This is a genomic window from Sphingomonas parapaucimobilis NBRC 15100 (assembly GCF_000787715.1).
GTDB classification, from domain to species: Bacteria; Pseudomonadota; Alphaproteobacteria; order Sphingomonadales; family Sphingomonadaceae; genus Sphingomonas; species Sphingomonas parapaucimobilis.
Genome location: NZ_BBPI01000001.1, coordinates 94,839 through 115,907 on the forward strand (window position 1 = coordinate 94,839; position 21,069 = coordinate 115,907).

The 21,069-nt window shown below is 66.4% G+C and carries 18 protein-coding genes; 4 read left to right on the forward strand and 14 right to left on the reverse strand.

The genetic code is table 11. The features are described 5' to 3' along the window. Nucleotides 1-27: 27 nt before the first annotated feature. Together panB and SP5_RS00480 are read right to left on the reverse strand one after the other, a co-directional pair. Nucleotides 28-894, reverse strand: coding sequence for a 3-methyl-2-oxobutanoate hydroxymethyltransferase (gene panB / locus SP5_RS00475; RefSeq protein ID WP_042482473.1), 867 nt, complete (start codon nucleotides 892-894; stop codon nucleotides 28-30). Nucleotides 895-944: 50 nt separating this feature from the next. Next, complete coding sequence (locus SP5_RS00480) at nucleotides 945-1,289, reverse strand: ArsC family reductase (RefSeq protein ID WP_042482476.1); 345 nt, start codon at nucleotides 1,287-1,289, stop codon at nucleotides 945-947. 228 nt (nucleotides 1,290-1,517) lie between these two features. On the opposite strand from SP5_RS00480, the gene SP5_RS00485 reads away from it, so the two are divergent. After that, complete coding sequence (locus SP5_RS00485) at nucleotides 1,518-3,572, forward strand: NAD(+) synthase (RefSeq protein ID WP_042482478.1); 2,055 nt, start codon at nucleotides 1,518-1,520, stop codon at nucleotides 3,570-3,572. Between the two features lie 106 nt (nucleotides 3,573-3,678). Beyond that, nucleotides 3,679-4,323 carry a GntR family transcriptional regulator gene (locus tag SP5_RS00490; protein WP_042482481.1) on the forward strand — a complete coding sequence of 215 codons (645 nt, stop codon included), beginning with the start codon at nucleotides 3,679-3,681 and terminating at the stop codon, nucleotides 4,321-4,323. Between the two features lie 6 nt (nucleotides 4,324-4,329). Here SP5_RS00490 and SP5_RS00495 read toward each other — a convergent pair whose 3' ends face one another. The 3 genes from SP5_RS00495 to SP5_RS00505 form a co-directional block, all read right to left on the reverse strand. After that, on the reverse strand, nucleotides 4,330-5,610 hold the full coding sequence (locus tag SP5_RS00495; protein ID WP_042482599.1) for an NAD(P)/FAD-dependent oxidoreductase: 1,281 nt from the start codon (nucleotides 5,608-5,610) through the stop codon (nucleotides 4,330-4,332). Between the two features lie 17 nt (nucleotides 5,611-5,627). Continuing rightward, nucleotides 5,628-6,632, reverse strand: a complete 1,005-nt coding sequence (locus tag SP5_RS00500) for a zinc-dependent alcohol dehydrogenase family protein (RefSeq protein ID WP_042482484.1) — start codon at nucleotides 6,630-6,632, stop codon at nucleotides 5,628-5,630. Nucleotides 6,633-6,695: 63 nt separating this feature from the next. After that, the gene (locus SP5_RS00505) at nucleotides 6,696-7,868 is read right to left on the reverse strand and encodes a hypothetical protein (protein WP_245613348.1); all 1,173 of its coding nucleotides are present in this window, start codon (nucleotides 7,866-7,868) and stop codon (nucleotides 6,696-6,698) included. Between the two features lie 141 nt (nucleotides 7,869-8,009). On the opposite strand from SP5_RS00505, the gene SP5_RS00510 reads away from it, so the two are divergent. Then, nucleotides 8,010-8,234 carry a hypothetical protein gene (locus SP5_RS00510; RefSeq protein ID WP_042482489.1) on the forward strand — a complete coding sequence of 75 codons (225 nt, stop codon included), beginning with the start codon at nucleotides 8,010-8,012 and terminating at the stop codon, nucleotides 8,232-8,234. A 120-nt stretch (nucleotides 8,235-8,354) separates the two neighbouring features. On the opposite strand, the gene SP5_RS18370 is transcribed toward SP5_RS00510, so the two are convergent. The 3 genes from SP5_RS18370 to SP5_RS00525 all read right to left on the reverse strand — a co-directional run bounded on the left by SP5_RS18370 (nucleotide 8,355) and on the right by SP5_RS00525 (nucleotide 10,299). Then, the gene (locus tag SP5_RS18370; protein WP_167334659.1) at nucleotides 8,355-8,996 is read right to left on the reverse strand and encodes an alpha/beta hydrolase; all 642 of its coding nucleotides are present in this window, start codon (nucleotides 8,994-8,996) and stop codon (nucleotides 8,355-8,357) included. A 71-nt stretch (nucleotides 8,997-9,067) separates the two neighbouring features. After that, nucleotides 9,068-9,487 carry a hypothetical protein gene (locus tag SP5_RS00520; protein ID WP_042482493.1) on the reverse strand — a complete coding sequence of 140 codons (420 nt, stop codon included), beginning with the start codon at nucleotides 9,485-9,487 and terminating at the stop codon, nucleotides 9,068-9,070. 203 nt (nucleotides 9,488-9,690) lie between these two features. Continuing rightward, nucleotides 9,691-10,299 (reverse strand): TetR/AcrR family transcriptional regulator, encoded by a 609-nt coding sequence (locus SP5_RS00525; RefSeq protein WP_042482496.1) that lies wholly within the window; start codon nucleotides 10,297-10,299, stop codon nucleotides 9,691-9,693. A gap of 182 nt (nucleotides 10,300-10,481) precedes the next feature. On the opposite strand from SP5_RS00525, the gene SP5_RS00530 reads away from it, so the two are divergent. Next, the gene (locus tag SP5_RS00530) at nucleotides 10,482-12,776 is read left to right on the forward strand and encodes a bifunctional diguanylate cyclase/phosphodiesterase (RefSeq protein ID WP_245613349.1); all 2,295 of its coding nucleotides are present in this window, start codon (nucleotides 10,482-10,484) and stop codon (nucleotides 12,774-12,776) included. On the opposite strand, the gene SP5_RS00535 is transcribed toward SP5_RS00530, so the two are convergent. The 6 genes from SP5_RS00535 to SP5_RS00560 form a co-directional block, all read right to left on the reverse strand. Beyond that, complete coding sequence (locus SP5_RS00535; protein WP_042482499.1) at nucleotides 12,749-14,152, reverse strand: amino acid permease; 1,404 nt, start codon at nucleotides 14,150-14,152, stop codon at nucleotides 12,749-12,751. The genes SP5_RS00530 and SP5_RS00535 overlap by 28 nt on opposite strands. 38 nt (nucleotides 14,153-14,190) lie before the next feature. Then, nucleotides 14,191-14,901, reverse strand: coding sequence for a GntR family transcriptional regulator (locus SP5_RS00540; RefSeq protein WP_083748215.1), 711 nt, complete (start codon nucleotides 14,899-14,901; stop codon nucleotides 14,191-14,193). Next, nucleotides 14,901-15,815 carry a dihydrodipicolinate synthase family protein gene (locus SP5_RS00545; protein ID WP_042482501.1) on the reverse strand — a complete coding sequence of 305 codons (915 nt, stop codon included), beginning with the start codon at nucleotides 15,813-15,815 and terminating at the stop codon, nucleotides 14,901-14,903. The genes SP5_RS00540 and SP5_RS00545 overlap by 1 nt, the downstream gene beginning before the upstream one ends. 69 nt (nucleotides 15,816-15,884) lie before the next feature. Continuing rightward, the gene (locus tag SP5_RS00550; RefSeq protein WP_084220505.1) at nucleotides 15,885-17,669 is read right to left on the reverse strand and encodes a DUF885 domain-containing protein; all 1,785 of its coding nucleotides are present in this window, start codon (nucleotides 17,667-17,669) and stop codon (nucleotides 15,885-15,887) included. A 17-nt stretch (nucleotides 17,670-17,686) separates the two neighbouring features. Beyond that, on the reverse strand, nucleotides 17,687-18,682 hold the full coding sequence (locus SP5_RS00555) for an Ldh family oxidoreductase (RefSeq protein ID WP_042482616.1): 996 nt from the start codon (nucleotides 18,680-18,682) through the stop codon (nucleotides 17,687-17,689). An 11-nt stretch (nucleotides 18,683-18,693) separates the two neighbouring features. Next, entirely contained in the window at nucleotides 18,694-21,069 is a 2,376-nt protein-coding gene (locus SP5_RS00560) for a glycoside hydrolase family 127 protein (protein ID WP_245613350.1), read from the reverse strand.

The following is a 21,069-nucleotide window of genomic DNA, read 5'->3' on the forward strand; positions in this document are numbered from 1 at the left end:
GCGGCCCCCGTGGGAAGCGGGCTTGGCTTATCCCCCCTCGCGCGGGGCATAGATCTGCTCCGGCCCCGGGAAGCGGCGGGCGCGGACATCCTCGGCATAGGCGCGTGCCGCCTCGCCGATACGGTCGCCCATCGTCTCGTAACGGCGGACGAAGCGGGCGGTGCGGTCGAACAGGCCGAGCATGTCCTCTCCCACCAGCACCTGGCCGTCGCACTCCGCCGACGCACCGATGCCGATGGTCGGACAGGCGATACGCTGGGTGATCTCGATCGCGATCGGCTCGACCACGCCCTCGATCACGACCGAAAAGGCCCCCGCCTCGGCCACGGCCACCGCGTCGGCGATGATCTTCTCGGCCTCCTCGGGCGTACGACCGCGCGCGCCATAGCCGCCCAGCACGTTCACCGCCTGCGGGGTCAGGCCGACATGGCCCATGACGGGGATGCCGCGCTCGACCAGGAAGCGGACGGTCGGCGCCATGGCGAGGCCGCCCTCCAGCTTGACCGCCGCTGCCCCAGTTTCCTTCAGGAGCCAGGCGGCATTCTCGAACGCCTTTTCCGGGCTGGCCTCATAACTGCCGAAGGGCAGGTCGATGACGACGACTGCGTGATAGCTGCCCCGCACCACCGCTGCACCATGCGCCGCCATCATCTGGAGCGTGACCGGCACGGTCGAGGGCAGGCCGTAGATTACCTGCCCCAGGCTGTCGCCGACCAGCAGCATGTCGCAATGCGGATCGAGCAATTGCGCCGAGCGCACCGTATAGGCGGTCAGCATGACCAGCGGCGTCTGCCCCTTGGCACGGCGGATGGCGGGCACGGTCAGCCGCTTCATCGGCGCGGGCGTGGGATTGGCGCGGCTGGTCGCGGTGTCGAGCGTGTAGGTCGTGGACATGACCAAAGCCTCTAACCCGTGTCCGCCGTGCGCTCCACCCCCTTGGTCCGTCAGAAGATTTCGCCGTAGGCCTCGGGCTTGAACCCCAGGGTCAGCGCGCCGTCACGGTCGAGCACCGGCCGCTTGATGAGCGACGGCTGCGCCTGCATCAGCCGGATCGCCTTGTCGGCATCGATATCCTGCCGGTCGGCCTCATCCAGCTTGCGGAAGGTCGTGCCCGCCCGGTTGAGCAGCTTTTCCCAGCCGAGCTGATCGACCCAGCGGCGGAGCGTGGCTTCGTCGATACCGTCGGTCTTGTAGTTGTGGAAACGATACGCGACGCCGTGCTGGTCGAGCCAGACGCGGGCCTTTTTCATCGTGTCGCAGTTCGGGATGCCGTAGAGAGTCGTGGTCATATTACCTCGGATTCAAGAAGCCCGCCGCGTTTAACGAAATGCAACGGGATAGGGGAAGCGTGGCCTTCGACTTCGCTCAGGCTGAACGGATGTCGGGACGTGGGGCGTTCAAACCTCCACTCCGTTCAGCCTGAGCGACGTCGAAGGCCAAGGGAAACCCCTCACATCCTAACCCCTGGCAACTCACACAGGCTGGCGCCCTTCCCCCCGCCCCGCTATCCCGAGCGGATGCAGGACCACCCCTTTTACGCGCTTCACACCCATGGCCTGATCCGCGTCGCCGCCGCGACGCCCGCCGCTTCGGTGGGCGATGCCCGGGCCAATGCGCACGCCATGCTGGACCTGGCGCGCAAGGCGGATGAAGACGGCGTCGACCTGGTCGTCTTTCCCGAATTGTCGCTGACCTCCTACGCGATCGACGACCTGCACTTGCAGGGCGCGATGCACGCGGCCACGCTCGCGGCGCTGGGCGAGATGGTGGATGCCAGCGCGGCGCTGTCGCCCGTCATGCTGGTCGGCGCGGCGTTGCCCCGTAACGGGCGACTCTATAATTGCGCGGTGGTGATCGCGTGCGGGCGGATCCTGGGCGTGGTGCCCAAGACCTTCCTGCCCAATTACCGCGAATATTATGAAAAGCGCTGGTTCGCGAGCGGCGCGGGGCTGACCGGCCTGACCATCGATCTGGATGGCCAGAGCGTGCCCTTCGGCACCGACCTGATCTTCGCCGCCGAGGACCTGCCGGGCTTCGTCATCCATACCGAGATTTGTGAGGATTACTGGGCGCCTACCCCGCCCTCGACGCTGGGCGCGCTGGCCGGGGCGACGATCTGCTGCAACCTGTCGGCATCGAATATCGTCATCGGCAAGGCGCGCGACCGGGCGATGCTCGCGGCCGCCCAGTCGGCCCGCGCGGCCTGCGCCTATGTCTATTCGGCGGCGGGGATCGGCGAGAGCACGACCGACCTGTCCTGGGACGGCCAGGGCCTGATCCACGAACTGGGCGAGGCGATCGCCGAGTCCGAGCGCTTCCTGCGCGCACCCGCGCTCACCAGCGCCGATATCGATGTCGAACGGATCGTTCAGGAACGCCTGCGCTTCGGGACGTTCAACGATGCCGCCGCTTTTGCGGGTCATCCCGAGCAGCGTTTCCGCCGGATCGGCTTCGTCCACGGCGCGGAGGCTGGCGATCGGGGCCTGCGACGCGCCGTTCACCGCTTTCCCTTCGTGCCCGACGATCCCGCCCGACGCGATGCGGATTGCTATGAGGCCTATAACATCCAGGTCGAGGCGCTGGCGAAGCGGCTAGAGGCCAGTCGCGCGAAGACCCTGGTCATCGGCGTATCGGGTGGCCTCGACTCCACCCATGCGCTGATCGTCGCGGCCAAGGCGACCGACCGGCTGGGCTGGTCGCGCGACCGGATCCTCGCCTTCACCATGCCCGGCTTCGCCACCGGCGAAGGCACCAAGGCCCATGCCTGGGCGCTGATGCGCTCGCTGGGCGTGACGGCGGAGGAAATCGACATCCGCCCCGCCGCTCAGCAATTGCTCGCCGACATGAGGCACCCCTTCGCGCAGGGCGAGCCGGTCCATGATGTGACCTTCGAGAATGTGCAGGCGGGCCTGCGCACCGATTATCTTTTCCGTCTCGCCAACCAGCGTGGCGGCATCGTGCTGGGCACCGGCGACCTGTCGGAGCTGGCGCTGGGCTGGTGTACCTATGGCGTTGGCGACCAGATGAGCCATTATGCGGTCAATGCGGGCGTGCCCAAGACGCTGATCCAGTTCCTGATCCGCTGGTGCATCCGCACCGGGCAATATGACGAGGCGACGAACGACGTTCTGGCGGCGATCCTGGCCCAGGAAATCTCGCCCGAGCTGGTCCCCGCCGACGCCAGCGGCGCGATGCAGTCGACCGAGGCGATGATCGGCCCCTATGCGCTGAACGACTTCTTCGCACATTACGTCATCCGCTATGGCCTGAAGCCGTCGAAGATCGCCTTCCTCGCCTGGCATGCCTGGCATGACGCGGAAGCGGGCGGCTGGCCCGAGGACCTGCCGCAGGATGCGCGGGTCGCCTATGACCTGCCGACGATCCGGCACTGGCTGGAGCGGTTCCTGACCCGCTTCTTCCAGACCAGCCAGTTCAAGCGATCGGCACTGCCCAACGGACCCAAGGTTTCGCCCGGCGGCGCCTTGTCCCCGCGCGGTGACTGGCGTGCGCCATCCGATGGGACGGCTTCCGTATGGTTACAGGAACTTAGCCAAGCTGTTCCGCATATGTAATACACACTTGGCAGGCCATGACCATCGGGTCTATGCTGACCCGCTAGATCGTAACATTTACCGTAAATTACAGGCTTCTCCCCGGCCTGTCGGCACGAGAGAATCCATGAGCCTTGTCGTTCGCACCCTTTCGGAGCAGATCTTCACGATCATTCGCGAGCGGATCATCAGTGGCGACCTGCCCGAAGAACAGCCGATCCGGCAGGATGCGCTGGCCAATGAGCTGGGGGTCAGCAAGATCCCGCTGCGCGAGGCGCTCGCCCGACTGGAGCAGGAAGGGCTGCTGACCAGCCAGGCCAATCGCGGCTTTTTCGTCCGTTCGCTGGGTGCGGGCGAGGCGGAGGAGATTTACGAACTTCGCCTGGCGCTGGAACCCGATGCGGCTGCGCGCGCGTCGCGCGTGGCAACCGTCGAAGATCAGGCCGTCGCACGTGAGGCGCTGACTGCGCTGGACGTCGCGGCGCGTGACGCCCTGCACGAGGTCGCGCACCGGAACCGCGCCTTTCACCTGGCGCTCGTCCGCCCGCTCGGCGCAGCGCTGACCTTTCAATTGATCGAGCGGTTGCAGGTGCTCGCCGAACGCTATGTCGTCCAGCATCTGAAACCCGCCGGTCGCGAGGACCGTGCGCACGAGGAGCATCATGCGCTGCTCGACGCATGGCTGGCGCGCGACGAGGCGCGGGTGGCCGGTTTCCTGACCGAGCATATCGGCGCGACGCTGGTCGACCTGCGCGCGCAATTGATCCGCTGATCCCGGTCAGCCGGGCGGGCGGACGAAGGGCGTGGTGATGATCCGCGCACCGCGCCGGTAGGTCAGATAGCGCCACAGCCATTGCAGGCTGACGCGGATACGCTGGGCGAAATTGACCAGCAGCACGACATGGACGATCGCCCAGAGCATCCAGGCCGGATAGCCCTTCATCCGGAACCGCCCGAAGTCGAAGATCGCGGCATGACGCCCGATGATCGCGGCATTGCCGCGATTGTGGAAGCGGAAGGGTTCGGGCGCGCGCCCACCCGTCAGTTGCGCCCGCAGCGCCTTGCCCAGATACGCGCCCTGTTGCTGGGCGACCTGCGCCAGGCCGGGCAAGGGCTTGCCGTCTTCGTCCAGGCAGGCGGCGACGTCGCCCAGCGAATAGACATTCTCCAGTCCCTGGACGCTCAGATCCGGTCGCACCGCCACGCGTCCACCCGGACCCGGTGGCACACCAAGGAGCTTGGCCGCCCCCGTGGGCGCTACGCCTGCGCCCCAAAGGACGGTGCGGGCGGGGAAGAACCGCCCCCCGGCGGTCAGCCCCTCGGCGGTGATCGCCTCGACCGGCATATCGGTCATCACCTGCACGCCCAGCCGCGCCAGTGCCCGTTCGGCATAATTCGCGAGCGAGTCCGGGAAAGCCGAGAGGATACGCGGCCCGCCCTCGATCAGGATGATCTTCGCCGTTTCCGGCCGGATCCGGCGAAAGTCGGAGGTCAGCGCATGGCGCGCCAATTCGGCCACCGACCCCGCCAGTTCCACGCCGGTCGGGCCGCCACCGACGATGACGAAGGTCATCAGCGCCTCGCGGTCCGCCGCCCCGTCGCGTTCCGCTTCCTCGAACGCGCCCAATACACGCGAGCGGATCACCCGCGCCTCTTCGATCGACTTGCAGGCCGGGGCATGGCAACGCCATTCGTCATGGCCGAAATAGCTGCTGGTCGATCCCGTCGCGACGACCAGCCGGTCATATGGCAGCGTCTCGCCCGTCGCCAGGGCCACTTGCCGGGCACCCGTATCGACTTGCGTCACCTCGCCCAGCACGACCTGGATATTGGGGTAGCGGCCCAGCACATGGCGGATCGGCTCGGCGACATCGGCAGGCGAAAGGGCGGCAGTCGCCACCTGATAAAGCAGCGGCACGAACAGGTGATAATTGTTGCGGTCGACCACCCTCACCCGCACCGGCGCTCCGGCCAGTTGCTGCGCCACCGCGAGCCCGCCGAACCCCGCGCCGACGATCACCACATGCGGCCAGTCGGGATCGACGCCTCGGCTCGTCATACCCTGCGCCCCCGTCATCAGAAGGTCACGGCGATCTTGCCGAAATGGTCGCCGCTTTCCTGATAGCGAAACGCATCGGCCAGATCGTCCAACGCAAATCGGCGGTCGATCACCGGCCGGCACGGCGCCTCGTCCAGCGCGCGGACGAACTCCATCTGCATCCGGCGGCTGCCGACGATCAAGCCCTGAAGCCGCGCCTGTTTGCTCATCAGGGTGGCGGTCGGCACGTCCCCCGCAAAACCGGTCAGCACCCCGATCAGCCCGATATGGCCGCCGATCCGAACGGCATCGATCGACTGGGCGAGCGTGCCCGGCCCGCCGACCTCGATCACATGGTTGACACCCTCGCCCGCCCATGCATGGACGAGTTTCCCCCATTCGGGATGAGTGCGATAGTTGATAATGTGCGCGGCCCCCAGCGATCGGGCGCGGTCCAGCTTTTCATCGGAGGACGAGGTGACCGCCACTTCGGCGCCCATCATCCGCGCAATCTGAAGCGCCCAGATCGACACGCCGCCGGTCCCCAGTACCAGAACGCGATCGCCCGCCTTCAGCCCGCCATCGACGACCAGGCTTCGCCACGCGGTCAGTCCGGCGGTGGTGATCGTCGCCGCCTCGGCATGGTCATAGCCCTTGGGCGCGCGGGTGAAGGCCGTCGCGGGGGCGACCACGAATTCGCAGGCATAGCCATCGATCCCATCGCCCGGCACGCGCGAAAAGTCGCCGATGCGGGGCGGCCCTTCCTGCCAATCGGGGAAGAAGCAGGAAACAACCGGGTCGCCCGCCGCGAATTCGCTGACACCCTCGCCCACCGCTTCGACGATGCCCGCGCCATCGGCCATCGGGATACGACCGTCCCGGGTCGGCATGCGACCCGCCACGACACCATAGTCATGATAGTTGAGCGACGTCGCGTGCAGCCGCACCCGGATCATCCCCGGCCCCGGCGCACCGGGATCGGGGCGGTCCACCAGTCGCAAACGGTCCAGCCCGCCGGGTGCATCCAGGATCATCGCCTTCATGCCGTCACCTTCATCGCTGTCTGTCGATACAAAACCAACGCTGCCGCAGTGCAATATGATCCCTCAGCCGGTCGCCAGGGACCATCCGTCGGGCAGGAAATCGACGGACATGTAATAGTAAAAGGCACAGCTTCCGTCGCCACCGCGATAGCTGCCGCCCTTGACGATGCCGTAAGCGATGCCGCCCAGAAAGACCGGCCCACCGCTATCCCCGCTGCGACAGCTCGGCCCCCGCACCGCCACCCAGGTCGGGGTGCAGCCGCCGCCGCACAAATCCCCGGCGGGTGCGAAGTCGGGTATCCATACCTCGGCGCAGCTATAACCCGTCCGTTCGCCGCGATGGCAGACGATATCGCCCGCACGGGTCTGATCGCGGGTTCTTTGCCCCGTGATGCGGCGGCTGATCGTCTTGGTCGTGTCGCTCCAGATCGCGGGCGACAACGGGGCCGGGCTGCCATTCACCTGTACGTCCTGATAGCCCCATCCCCATTGGCCCAGAAAGGGCAGAGCATGCTGCCGCCGTTCGGCATCGGTCCAGACCAGATCGTCGGGGCAATGGGCCGCCGTCACGATCGCGCTGTCGCTCCCGCGCCGGACGACGAAGCCGCTGGTGCAGGCATAGCGGCGGCTATTGCCGGGATCGATGCCGGTCAGCCGCGCGCCACCTTGAAGGTCCGCCAGATCGCTGTCGGACGTATCCAGCGTCGCGATCCGCACCGGCACGCCCGCGATCCGGGCGATCCGGTCGCGCAAGGCATCGCCCGGCTCCGCCTCGGCATCCGCGCGGGCCACCATCACGACCAGTGCCCCGATCCGGGGATCGACGCCGATACCCGGCGGCTGGGTCAGGCTGGCGCGGATCTCGGTTTGATGCAGGGCGAGGGCAACGACCAATTGATGGTGGGTCGCATAGGCCCCCGTGCGGAAGCGGACCAGCACCGGGCTTCCCGCCACCTGCACCGCCCGGTCCGCCACGGGGACATCGCCGGTCAGCAATATGTCGATATGGAAAGGCGCGTGACCGACCGACAGTCCGGCGAGGCGGTCGGCAAACTCGGCCTTCAACGCGTCGGTCAACGGCACCGACGCCTCCTGTACCGCCAATTCGCGTGCGACCGCCATCGGCGCCTGCCCGGACAGGGTGGCATATTCCGCCGCATCCAGCGCCAGGGCAGCATTCCCGTCGAGCGGCGCCAAGGCCTGTGCCCATGCACCGCCCGGCATCATGACGAGCATGGAGACCGCCAGGCGCAGGAAAGCCCATCTATTCCGCCGACAAGATTTGCGCTGGTTATATCCCATCGATTTAGTATGTATTACTCATGAGGAGCCGATGAGCGGCGATACACGGGATAAACGACCAAGGGGACCGAATTGATGTTGCGACGCCATGCCCTTCCGCTGCTTCTGATCGCATCCGCCATACCGCTGGCCGCCTGCTCCAGGTCGGAGCCTGCCAATAGCACGGTCCTCGACGATACCGGTGTGACGAATGACGCGCTTCTCGCCAATGACGAAGGGCTGACCGATGGCAATGCGACCTTTGGCGACAACGTGCTGCTCGACAATGAAGCGGCGCCGGGCGGCGTGAACGCCAGCTAGATTTTCCTTCGGTGGCAAGCCCCTCTCCGGGGCTTCCCACTGCTCCTGCCTCGCCAAAGGAAGCTCCCTGTGGCGATCAACTGGTCCGGCGGTCACACAAACCGCCGGACCGTTTTTATGTCAGCGTTCGGGAATGCCCAGCGTACGCAGGACGCGCATATCCTGTTCGACCACCCCAGCCGAAAAACGCACGATCAGCCGCTGCGCCTGACGCCACATGCCCGTCGGCGCAGGCGCGGCGCGTGGCGGCACCAGCAGGCGGCCGCCACAGATACTAGCCAGCGCCGGGCCATGGCTCGCACCGTCGACGATCAGAGAGGGAAAGGGCAACGCCGCCTCGGGCGACGCGAACAGTTGGCCGCCCTGCCGGTCCAGCGAATCGGCGGCGGGCGGCTGGAAGAACAGCGCGCCTGCGACCCTGGACACATAATGGCTGGGCGACAGCCGCGCCCACCAGATGCTGGCGAGACAGGCCGCCCCCTCCGCCACGAGCAGCACCGCCTTGTCGGCATGGGCGACCGCATGATCCAGCCGGGTCGCCCAGATATCGCGCGCTTCGCGCGATCCGCCGTCAAAGGGAATTTGCAGATCGCCCTGCCGGGGCCAGGCGAACAGGCTTTCCCACGGCATCGCGCGTTCGCCATCGGGCTTGCCTGCCCCCGGCTCCGCCATAGGCCCTACCATTGACCCCATCATCGGCAGAGTGATGATCGAGAAAGGGTCGCTCAGACGCAGTACGGCCGCCATGGTCTTCTCCGTCACTGATCCCCACACGGTACGTCAGTTTCGGGGAAGGGCAAGGGGGCACGGACGCGCGCCCGCCTCGGCACATCTTACCCGGCCGCCATGGGCCGGGCCAGCCGACGCGAATCACTGAGCGCGGCCGCGATGCTGTCGACCATCAGTTCATACTGGTCGGGCGTGTAACCGGCGGCCAGAAAGGCGCGAACCTCGTGCGAGGGCACGCTGTAACCACTGTGCCAGCTCAACACCGCCATCCGGCGGAGCGCTTCCAGCGAGGGATCGGCAAGCCGCGGGTTGCGGGTCTCGCCGAAGATGCTGCCGATCGCGCGGATCAGCTTGGCCGGTTCACGGAGGCTGGACAGGCGGTCACGCCGGGCCAGTGCGACCACCTGCCACTCCAAGGCCGACAGACGGGCATCCGCCCGGATGGCCGCCGCACCCTGCTGTGCCATGGCGGCATCGACAGCGATCCGTGCGGCGCCGATTTCCTGAAAAGCGACATAGGCCATGATGCAAACCCCTTTTTCCGGCGCGAAACATCCTGCCCCGGCCAGCATCGCGCTCGCTCGAGGAAGCGGCACCGGGGCCACCCATCCTGCTGTCTCGCCATTTCATTCGCGAAGGTGAGGATCACCTTCCATACCGACTGGTATATTAATCCGCCGTACAGCCGTCAACGACTTTCATACCAACCGGTACTAAAAATTTTCGCCTAGCGCGAGGGCCATAACGCCAACGCCGCATCGACCATCGATTGCAGCTGCTCCGACGGCACGCCGCATCCTGCCTGGACGCCCATGCCCTGCAGTACCGCGTAGATCAGGTTGGCCAGTCCCGCCGGGTCGACATTCGCGGGCAGATCACCCTCGTCCACCGCGCGCTGGAAACGTCCGACGATCGCGGCCTGAGCGGAGGCCCGCCGCGCGACCACTTCCGCCTTGATCGACTCGGCCTCCGATCCGCAGGCGACCGAATGGATCACCCCCAGGCAGCCCTTCGGCTCCCATTGGCTGGTCATGGCCTTCAACGCGCCACGCAACAGATGCTCGGCGACACCGCGCGCAGTCGGCTGGTCCAGCGCCTCGCGGATATAGGCGAGTTTCTCCGCCTCATAGAGGTCGAGCGCCTTGTGGAACAAAGCCTCCTTGTTGCCGAACGCGGCATAGAGGCTGGGCTTGGTGATACCCATGGCCTCGGTCAGGTCGGCCATCGACGCGCCCTCATAGCCCTTGCTCCAGAAGACACGGAGCGCGGAGGCCAGGGCCTGATCGACGCAGAATTCACGCGGGCGGCCCTTACACGCGGGCAGAGCATTTTCCATAACGCTCGGTATAGAATTTTGGCGGGGTGTTGGAAAGCCCCTCTCGCACACACGACAAATGGTCCGCTTTCGGACTTATATTAAGCTTTCTTCAATGGACCATGGAACAAAGTGTCGCCGAGGGAATGACGCATATGATGTTCAACATCGTGGGATGCATTATCGGGCAACATGATCCCTGGTTGATATTTCCCGCCCTGGGCGTGTGCGTATTGGGGCTGATCGCCCTGTTTCTGCTGCACGACCGGGCCGAGGAATGCGTCGAGCTTCGCCGACGCAACTGGGTGGCACTGGCGGCGATCACGGGCGGCGTCAGCATCTGGTGTACGCACTTCCTGTCAATGCTCGCCTATCGAGGGCCTTTGCCGCTGGGCTTCGACCTTCCCCAGACGTTGGCTTCGGTCGCGATACCCTGCCTGACCATCTGGATCGCGCTCGGCCATGTCCGGCGACGGCGTGACCTGGGCGGTTGCCTGGTCGCCGGCACGCTGACTACGATCGGGATCGGCGCCATGCATCTGATCGGCATGGCCGCGCTGATCGTCCCGGCAGAGATTCGTTATGATCCCTGGGGCCTGGCCGTTGCATTTCTCGGTGCCATGATGCTGTTGACCGGCGCATTCCATATCCATGTCCGAGTGCCTGGGCGGGGCCGGACCGTCCTGTCCGTCGGCGTGGCAGCTCTGGGGATCGTCGTCCTGCACTTCGGGGCGATGACGGCCACCACGCTGGTTCCCGGCGGGGTCGTCGTCGACCCGAACCTTCATCCGCTCCAGCCGCTCAACCTGGCGCGCGTGGTCGGCCTGGTGACGGCGAGCATCGTGGTCGCCCTGGTCGCAGCGGCGCTGCTCGACCGCCTCCTCACCGACCTGCGCGGCCTGACCGAGGCGACCCGCGAAGGGATCGCGATCCTGCACCACGGCCGGATCATCGAAGCGAATGGCAGGCTCGCGGCAATGCTCAACGTAGAGCCGGGTCGGCTGATTGGCTCGCCCCCCGAGGACTGGCTGGAAGCGATCGACGGAGCGCCGCTTTCGCTCGTCGATGGCGGGCTGATCGAGACCCGTCCGCGGGATATCGCGTCACTCGATCGCTACCTCGAAGTCGCGGGCCATGAAATCGAATATCGGGGCCGCCGCGCCATGGTCATGTCGGTGCGCGATCTGACCGAACAGCGCCGTGCCCAGCGCCAGATCGAATTCATGGCGGAGCATGACCCGCTGACCGGACTCCCCAATCGCGCCTTTTTTGACCAGGCGCTGGAAACCGCGATCGCTCAGGCGGATCAGAAAGGCCCGTTCGCGCTGTTCGCGCTCGACCTGGATCGCTTCAAGGCGGTCAACGACCTGTTCGGCCACGCCGCGGGCGATGCGATATTGTGCCGGGTCGCCGCCATCCTGACCGCCGCCATCGACGAGGCGGGCGTGGTCGCGCGGGTCGGTGGCGACGAGTTTCTGATCCTGCAACGCGGCATGAAGGACCCTGAAGCTGTCCGCAGGCTGGCCGAGTCGATCCTGGATGCCTTTGCCGCCGAAATGGACCTCAGCCGCGATCCGATGGCGGTCGGGGTCAGCATCGGCGTCTCGCTATATCCCCAGGACGCGACCGATGCCCAGTCGCTGCGGCAGAACGCCGATGTCGCGCTCTACCGCGCCAAGACCAGCGGCCGGGGCACCGCGTCCTTCTTTGACCAGGACATGGACCGGGCGATGCGAAAGCGTCTCGCGCTGGAGCATGACCTGCGCCATGCCCTGCTGCGCAACCAGATGCGCCTGGCCTATCAGCCGCTGGTATCGACCGACAGCGCCACGGTGATCGGCCACGAGGCGCTGCTGCGCTGGGACCATCCCGAGCGCGGCACCGTCGAGCCCGGCGCGTTCGTGCCGCTGGCGGAGGAGACCGGCATCATCCTGCAACTGGGCGAATGGGTGCTGTCGACGGCATGCCGGACGGCCGCCGCCTGGCCCGCCCCCCTGACGCTGGCGGTCAATATCTCGCCGATCCAGTTCCAGCTGCCGAACCTGGCCGAGATCGTTGCGCGCGCGCTCGACGAAAGCGGCTTTCCCGCGCACCGGCTGGAGCTGGAGATTACCGAGAATGTGCTGCTCCATGATCGCGCGTCGACGTTGAAGACGCTGCATCAGCTGAAGGCGATGGGCGTGGGCATCGTCATGGATGATTTCGGGACCGGCTACAGCTCGCTCAGCAACCTGCGATGCTTCCCGTTCGACAAGATCAAGATCGACAAGAGCTTCATCTCGGGCGTCGCCACCGACGCCGCCGCGCGATCGATCGTCCGGGCCATCGTCGGGCTGGGCCAGAGCTTGAACCTGCCCGTCGTGGCCGAGGGGGTGGAGACGGCCGAACAGCATCGCATGGTGCTGGAGGAGGGATGCCCCCAGGCCCAGGGCTATCTGTTCGGCCGTCCTGCGGAACCCGTGGTCGAGGTTCAGCCCTTGGCCAGGGCGCTACGCTGACGCCCATAGGCGAAGTAGAAGGCCAGCCCCGCCAGGTTCCAGATGATGAAGCGCACGATCGTCGCGCTCGGCAGGCTGAACAGCAGGTAGATACAGCCCAGAATGGCGAGGCTGCCGACCAGATAGGGCTGCGGGCAGCGGAAAAGCCGCTTGGCCTCCGGGGCACGGCGACGCAGAACCATCAGGCACGCGCCGACCGCGATGAAGGCGAGCAGCGTGCCCGCATTGGCCAGCTCGGCAATCTCGTCGAGGCGGAAGATACCGGCGACGATCGCGATCGATACGCCCGTGACCAGCGTGATGCGGGTCGGCGCGCCGCTGCGCTTGCTGACCACCGCCAGCGACTGGGGCAGCAGGCCGTCGCGCGCCATGGTGAAGAAGATGCGGCTCTGGCCGTACATCATCACCAGGATGACCGAGGGCAGCGCGATGACCGCCGCCAGCGCGATCAGATGCGCCGCCGTCGGCTGGCCCAGCGAGCGCAGGACGAGCGCCAGCGGCTCGGGCGAATTGGCGAGTTGCTGGAAGGGCAGCGCGCCGACCGCCGTCACCGCGACCGCCATGTAGATCAGGGTGCAGACCAGCATGGATCCGACGATCCCGATCGTCAGGTCGCGGCCGGGGTTCTTGGCCTCCTCGGCCGAGGTGGCGACCGCATCGAAGCCGTAAAAGGCGAAGAACACGATGGCCGCCGCCGCCATGACGCCGCGCTTGGCCCCGTCCACCTCGGTCGCGCCAAAGCCGTACGGCATGAAGGGATGGAGATTGGCATTGTTGAAGGCGGGCAGCGCGAAGGCGACGAACACGCCCAGCGCGACAAGCTTCACGACGACGAGAATGATGTTCAGCGTCGCGCTTTCCCGCGTACCGGCGACCAGCATCCCCATGACCGACAGCGCGACCACGACGGCGGGCAGGTTGATGATGCCGCCGCCATGCGGTCCCGCCAGCAGTTCGGGCGGCAGATGCACGCCCGCCGCCTGGATCCAGCCGACCAGATAGCCCGACCAGCCGACGGCCACCGTCGAACAGGCCAGAGAATATTCGAGGATCAGGCTCCACCCGACGACCCAGGCCAGCGTCTCGCCCAGCGCGGTATAGCTGAAGGTATAGGCGCTGCCCGCCGCCGGGATCAGCGTCGCCAGCTCGGCATAGGCCAGTGCGGCACAGGCGCAGACCGCGCCCGCAATGGCGAAGGCCAGGATGACGGCGGGTCCCGCCCGCTCCGCCCCCACGCCGGTCAGCGTGTAGATGCCGGTGCCGACGATCGCGCCGACCCCCAATGCGATCAGGTGCGGCCAGCTGAGCGTCTTGGCCAGCGACTGCCCCTCCGCATGCTGGGTGACGCTACCCAGCGACTTTCTCGGTCCAAACATCGTCGAAAAATCCCCCCGCCCCTATGGGCTTGTCGTTGTCAGTCGACGGGCGCGAACCCGCCTTTCAGGTCCGTCAGGGTGGACCGGATATGCGTATCAAGCAATGCCTTAACCCGGTCGGCGTCGCGCGCCAGAAAGGCATCGAGCTGTTCGCGATGCTCCAGATGCGCCCGCGCATCGCGTCCGGCGGGCTGCAGATGCGCGACGACATAGCGTTCGGCGAGCAATGCGAGCTGGCGGATCAGCTGGATCGTCAAGGCCTGCCGCGTCGGGCGGACCATCGCCATATGGAATTTTCGGTTGCAGATGGCGACGCGCGCCAGATCGCTGGCCGCCGCCTGGTCCAGCGCCTCGAACGCGGCGACCAGCGCGGCGCGATCATCGTCATCGGCGACGAGCGCGGCCCGCGCCGCCGCCGCCGGTTCCAGCTTGAGGCGGAGGCCGTAAATGTCCTCGGCCTGCGCCGCCGACAGCGCGCCGATCATATAGCCGCGATTGGCGACACCGTGGAGCAGGCCCTCCTGCTCCAGCCGTGCCATCGCTTCGCGCAGTGGTATCTTGCTGACGCCCAGTTCGGCGGCCAGCGCATCCTGGCGGATCGGGCGATCGGCGGGGATGGTCCCCGCGATGATCCGTTCGCGCACGATCGCGAAGATGCGATCCGCCAGTGTCTGCACGACGATGACGCCCTCGCCCCGATGACGCCCGTCATCCAGGGCGACGTCGGGGAGCGAAAGCGCCGTCGCCATCAGGCCGCCTTGGCCTGGCCCAGGTCCGGGCGGGTCGCGGCGGCCTTTTCGACCATCGCGATCACCTCGGCGCGGCGTTCGCCTTCGAGGACATAACGCGGCGGCAGGACGCGCTCCGAACCACGGCCCACGACCTGCTCGGCCAGCTTGATCGACTGGACGAGGTCATGCTCGGCGTCGAGGTGGAGGAGCGGCATGAACCAGCGATAGATTTCCATCGCCTTGGCATGATCGCCACGGTCGAACGCCGCGACCAGCTCGACCGACTCCTTCGGAAAGGCGTTGGTCAGGCCCGAGACCCAGCCCTGCGCGCCCAAGTACAGCCCTTCGAGCGCCACGTCGTCCAGACCGGCGAAGAGGGTATAGCGATCACCGAACGCGTTGCGGAAATCGGTGAAGCGGCGCGTGTCGGGCGCCGATTCCTTGACCGCAACGATGTTCTTCACATCGACCAGCGCTTCCAGCACCGACTGGTCGATGACCGTGCGGTACGCGGGCGGGTTGTTATAGAGCATGATCGGCAGGCCGGTCTGGTCCGCCACGCCCTTGAAGTGGTTCACCAGCTCATGCGCCTTGGGCACATAGACCATCGGCGGCAGCAGCATCAGGCCATCGGCCCCGGCCTTTTCGGCCGCCTGCGCGTAACGGACCGCACGGCGCGTGTCATATTCCGAACAGCCGGTAATCACGGGCACGCGGCCAGCCACCGCCTCGACGATCGCGGTCAGGACCGTGACCTTCTCATCATAGTCGAGCGAATTGTTCTCGCCGACCGTGCCGAGCGCGATCACGCCGGTCACGCCGTCATTGACCAAGTCGTCGACGACGCGCTGCGTGTCGGCGAGGTCAATCGTCATATCCTCGCGGATCTGGGTCGTCACTGCGGGGAATACGCCGCGCCAGCCGATGCTCACTATCTATCTTCCTGCCATTGTTTTAGATATCGTATACTGTTTAACGCGACGCCGCTCTCGGGTCAATCGTCATTCCTCATCGGGATAGGGACCCTTGCCCCCTTCCGCGATGAAGCGATCGGTGCGCTGGTCGATGATGGGCAGCGGCACAAAGCCTAGTTGCAGCATCGCATCATGCCAGGCGCGGATGTTGAACTTCGGCCCCAGTGCCTTTTCGGCCTTGGTCCGCGCCCGCTGGAAAGCCAGCTGCCCCATATAATAGGACAGCGCCTGGCCCGGCCATGCAATATAGCGATCGACCTCGGTCTCGATCTCATGATTGGACAGGGCGGTATTGTCGCGCAGATAGGCCTGCGCCTTTTCGCGGCTCCAGCCCATGGCGTGGACGCCGGTGTCGACGACCAGCCGTGCCGCACGCCACGCCTGATAGGAGAGCATCCCGAAGCGGTCATAGGGATCCTTGTAGAACCCCATCTCCTCGCCCAGCGCCTCGCAATAGAGCGCCCAGCCTTCGCCATAGGCCGACAGGTAATTGTCGCGGCGGAAGGCGGGCAGGCTCTTGTTCTCCGCCGCCAGGGGCATCTGGAACGCATGGCCCGGCGCGCTTTCATGCAGTGTCAGGGCGGGCAGCGCGTAGAGCGGCCGCGAGGGCAGGTCATAGGTGTTGACCAGATAGATGCCCGGTCCGCCACGACCGGAGGTATAAAAGGGTGCCTGGTCGGCGGGCACGGGTTTGATCGCGAAGCGGCTTCGCGGCAGATGGCCGATCCACTGGGCCGCCACCCCGTCAAAGCCCTTGGCGATCCAGGCGGCCTTGTCGAGAAGCTCTTGCGGCGTCTTCGCATAGAAGCGCGGGTCGGTGCGCAGGAAGGTCAGGAACGCGGGCAGGTCGCCCTGGAACTTCACCTCCTTCATCACCCCGTCCATCCGTGCGCGGATTCGCTGCATCTCCGACAGGCCGATCGCATGGACCTGTTCGGGTGTCAGGTCGGCGGTTACATATTCGCGGATCTTGGACCGGTAATAGGCCTTGCCATCGGGCAGGTCATAGGCCGCAATGCTGGTCTGTGCGCGCGGGATATAGTCGTTGCGCAGGAAATCCAGCAGCCGTTGATGTGCGGGCAACACGTCGTCACGGATCGCCGCCTTCGCCTCGGCCCGCAACGCCGCGACCGTTGCGGGTGCCATATTGGCGGGCATGGTCCTGAACGGCTCGTAAAAGGGCTGAGCGTCGCCGGTCCCGGCATCGACCACCTGTGCCACGCCGATGTCACGGCCCGTCAGCGTGACGCGCGGCACGGTGAAGCCCCGCGCCAGGCCAGCGCGCATGTTCGCGATCTGCTGGTCATAATAACGCGGCATCTGGTGCAGCATCGCGATATAGTCCCGATACTGGCTTTCCTTGTTGAAGCTGCCCCGCGCCCAGCTCGCAAGATTGCCCCAGAAGCTGGTGTCCGAATTGAGCGGCTTTTCATATTCGCGGAACCGCTGCGCGGCGAGCAGCGCATCGATCTGGCCGCGATAGACCATATAGTCAGTGCGCACGTCGGGAGAGAGCTTCGCCGGATCGATCGCATCCAGCGCCTTGGCGGTCGCTTCCCAGCGCGCCAGCCGCGCGGCCTGGGCCGCGGGGCCGACATCGGGCAATTGCCGCGAGCCTGCGCTGCCACTGTCCTCATCGGCGGCGGCCTGGCTGATCCGCCACTGATATTCGGCATCCGACAGCGCACGGAACCGGGCGTCCGGCGTAGCGGCCTTGCGGGCGACCCGAGGGCTATCCTTGGCCTGCGCCGTGCCGAGCGGCATCGCCACCAGCATAGTCCCCGCCAGCAGCCATCCGATCCGGTTCGTCATGCTCATACCCCCCTCACTCAACCCTTCAGCGCGATCACGTCGCGGTGGAGATCGGCCGAAATCTCGACCCCCTCGACCAGCGAAACCTGACGCGCGGCATAGCGACGGGCGGAAGGCAGCCTTGCCCCCTGCCCCGTGATCGCGCCGAACATCGCCTCCGCCCGATCCTGATTTTGCGGGAGAAGATCGCCCAGGAAGCCCTTGGGATCGATGGCGATAATCAGCTCACCTCCCAGCGGAGAGCCGCCGCGGCCGCCGTCCCACCCGATCGACTCGCGGCTGGTCATGTCGCCGATCAGCGGCCCGGCAAGCAGTTCGACCATCGCCGCCAGCGCCGAACCCTTATGACCGCCAAAGGTGCGCATCGCGCCCGACAGGATCGCGGCCGGGTCGGTGGTGGGCCTGCCATCGGCATCGACACCCCAGTCATCGGGCACGCTCTTGCCCGCACGGCGATGGAGTTCGATTTCCCCGCGCGCGACCATGCTGGTGGCGAAATCGAAGACGAAGGGCGGTCCGTCCGGGCGCGGCCAGCCAAATGCGATGGGATTGGTCCCGAACACCGGCTCCGCCCCACCCGATGGCGCGACCCAGGCATGGCTGGGCGTGAAGGCCAGCGCGACCAGCCCGGCATCGGCCAGTTCCTCGACCTCCGGCCACAGCGCGGCAAAATGCACGACGTTGTTGAGGGCCAAAGCGGCGATACCGTTGGCCTTCGCCTTTTCGATCAGCGCGGGCTTGCCCGTCTGAAAGGCGAGCTGCGCAAAGCCGCCGCCGCCATCGACCCGGACCAGCGCACGGGCGGGATGCGACAGCACCGGCTCGGCATCGGGGACGACGACACCCTTTTCGATGCTGGAGACGGCGACCAGCAGGCGGTAGATGCCGTGCGACGTGCATCCGTCGCGCTCGCCCGCCACCATCGTCTCGGCCACGGCCTCGGCATGGGCCGGTGCGAGCCCCGCGCCCAGCAGCTTGGCCCGCGCCAGCGCGCGCAATTCGTCCAAGGTCATCCGCACGCCCGTCACGCCGTCGCCCCCGCCTTGGCCGCGAACAGCCGCATGCCGAAGATCGGCCCGGCCGTGCTGCGGTCATGCGGCACGATCCGCACCCGCACGCTCTTCTTGCCCGCCGTCAACGCGGCCGGCAGCGGATATTCGACGTCGAAGAACGCACCCGGCTTGTCATTCTCCAGATGCTGGGTCGCGACCTTCACATTGTCGACCAATATGTCGAAGTCGCGCGCCCGCTCCTCACCCCAATAGGTGCCTTGCAGGATCATCGCGCCGGGGCGCACCGCCATGGTGAACTCGATATAGCCGCCCGACCGCGCATCACGCCCCTGCTTACCCCGATAGGACACCGGGTAGGAGATGTCGGAGGTCAGCCCATGGTCGCGCTCGGGCTGCATCTCGCCCAGATGCATGACATCGACCGAGCGGGCGGCGATATCGCGGGCCTTGGCCTGATCGGCCAGGAATGCCGCCTCCTGCGCCTTCCATCCCGCCTCGGTGAAGCGCTTGAAATAGACCGCGCTGCGCCGGTCATATTGGCTGTAGAAAGGCACGAAACTCAGGTCCGCCGGACGGAAGACCCCCGCCGTCTTGTATCGCGCCATCGCCGGATCGGAGGCGGTGAAGCCCGCCAGCGGATTGGCACCGACCAGCACTGGGTCGGGTGAGTCCCACTTGTCCTCGCGCCCGCCCAGATCGGCCGCCATCACCATCGGCCCGCGCACCACCGCGACGACCGTGTCGTCGCCGGGCGTCGTCTCGACCCGCAGGTCGAGCGGCAGGCGGATCGAAACCTTGTCCCCGGCCTTCCACCGGCGATCGACCACGGCATAGCCGCGCTCGAAACGCGGCGTCACGGCTTGGCCATTGACCTCGACCTGCGCCTGCCCGTTCGCCCAGCCCGGCACACGCAGCGCCAGCGGGAAGCGACCCGCTCGATCCAGCCGCGTGAAGCTTAACGTCGCCTGCCCGTCCATCGGATAGGCAGTGTCCAGCGTCACGGTCGCGCCGCGCTTCTCCCACCGCGCCTCGGCCGGGATGTAGAGATTGACGAAAAAGGTATCGCCGCCCTGCCAGAAGATGGACTCGCCATGCTTGGCGTGAGCCTCCATCCCCGAGCCGACGCAGCACCAGAAGGCGTCGTCCTTGTCCGACGAGAACTCACGGACCACGCCGCTCATCAGCGGCGTCATATAGGTGAAGCCGCCGTTTTGCGGATGCTGGGCGGCCATCGCGTGGTTCAGGTGCGCGCGTTCGTAATAGTCGAAATAGCGACCGTCCGGCTGCCAGCCATAGAGGTGCCGGGTCAGCTTCATCATATTGTAGGTGTTGCAATGCTCGCACGTCTGGTCGGTGATGTGCCGGGCGATCGTATCGGGTTCGGAAAAATACTCCCGGTCGGCATTGCCGCCGATGACATAGCTGTGATGCCCCGTCACCGTTTCCCAGAAGAAGCTCGCGCCCCTGGCGGGTTCGGGCTTGCCGGTGATCTCATGAATGCGCGCCAGGCCGATCAGCTTGGGCACCTGGGTATTGGCGTGGAAATTAGCGAGCTTGTCCTCACCCGCCACGAGCGGGTCGAGCACCTTGCGATCATAGATCCGCTCGGCCAGCGCCAGCCACTGGCGGTCGTTGGTCCGCTGGTACAACTCGGCGTAACTCTCGTTCAGCCCGCCATATTCGCACCCCAGCACCGTCTGCATCTGGGCATCGTCGAGCGCGGCGAAGACCCGTGCGAAATAGCCACCCAGCTTGACCGCGACGTCCAGCGCCTGCGCATTGCCCCAGCCGCCATGGATGTCGAGCAGCCCGGCGAAGAGCTTGTGAACCGTGTAGAGCGGCGACCAGGAACCGTTGAGGTCGAATCCGCCCGACTTGATCTTGCCCGCCATGATCTCGGGAAAGATTTCCTCTCCGTCGACCACCGTGCCATCGGCCCGCTTGCGACCCAGCGCACCGACATAGCCGGTGCCGCGCTTGGCCTGCGCCTCGGCCAGTTCGGCCACGATATAGTCGGCGCGGCGGCGCATCTCGGTGTCACCGGTCTGCTGCCAGGTCAGGACCAGCGCCGACATGTAATGGCCCAGCGTATGGCCCGCGATCGTGTCGCTCTCCCACCCGCCATAGATCGGCGCCTTGGGTTCCAGTCCTGCATATTTCCGGAAATTGTGCAGCAGCCGGTCGGGGCTGAGGCGATAGAGATAACGACGGTTGGTCTCGACGGCGGTCGCATAGACGGACGGGCGCAGGCGCACCGCCGACAGCGGCAGCGGCTCGGCCTTCGCCGGAAGGATCGACGGCGCAGCCCCCACCGCCCGCGTCGCCATTCCCATCAGCGCGACCCCGGCCGCCCCCTGCATCCATTCCCGCCTGCTCGACCGCAGCAT

Coding starts and splice junctions, on each gene's coding strand:
- panB (WP_042482473.1), bottom strand. CDS start 894: ATGTCCACGACCTACACGCTCGACACCGCGACCAGCCGCGCCAATCCC.
- SP5_RS00480 (WP_042482476.1), bottom strand. CDS start 1,289: ATGACCACGACTCTCTACGGCATCCCGAACTGCGACACGATGAAAAAG.
- SP5_RS00485 (WP_042482478.1), top strand. CDS start 1,518: ATGCAGGACCACCCCTTTTACGCGCTTCACACCCATGGCCTGATCCGC.
- SP5_RS00490 (WP_042482481.1), top strand. CDS start 3,679: ATGAGCCTTGTCGTTCGCACCCTTTCGGAGCAGATCTTCACGATCATT.
- SP5_RS00495 (WP_042482599.1), bottom strand. CDS start 5,610: ATGACGAGCCGAGGCGTCGATCCCGACTGGCCGCATGTGGTGATCGTC.
- SP5_RS00500 (WP_042482484.1), bottom strand. CDS start 6,632: ATGAAGGCGATGATCCTGGATGCACCCGGCGGGCTGGACCGTTTGCGA.
- SP5_RS00505 (WP_245613348.1), bottom strand. CDS start 7,868: ATGCTCGTCATGATGCCGGGCGGTGCATGGGCACAGGCCTTGGCGCCG.
- SP5_RS00510 (WP_042482489.1), top strand. CDS start 8,010: ATGTTGCGACGCCATGCCCTTCCGCTGCTTCTGATCGCATCCGCCATA.
- SP5_RS00520 (WP_042482493.1), bottom strand. CDS start 9,487: ATGGCCTATGTCGCTTTTCAGGAAATCGGCGCCGCACGGATCGCTGTC.
- SP5_RS00525 (WP_042482496.1), bottom strand. CDS start 10,299: ATGGAAAATGCTCTGCCCGCGTGTAAGGGCCGCCCGCGTGAATTCTGC.
- SP5_RS00535 (WP_042482499.1), bottom strand. CDS start 14,152: ATGTTTGGACCGAGAAAGTCGCTGGGTAGCGTCACCCAGCATGCGGAG.
- SP5_RS00540 (WP_083748215.1), bottom strand. CDS start 14,901: ATGGCGACGGCGCTTTCGCTCCCCGACGTCGCCCTGGATGACGGGCGT.
- SP5_RS00550 (WP_084220505.1), bottom strand. CDS start 17,669: ATGACGAACCGGATCGGATGGCTGCTGGCGGGGACTATGCTGGTGGCG.
- SP5_RS00555 (WP_042482616.1), bottom strand. CDS start 18,682: ATGACCTTGGACGAATTGCGCGCGCTGGCGCGGGCCAAGCTGCTGGGC.
- SP5_RS00560 (WP_245613350.1), bottom strand. CDS start 21,069: ATGCTGCGGTCGAGCAGGCGGGAATGGATGCAGGGGGCGGCCGGGGTC.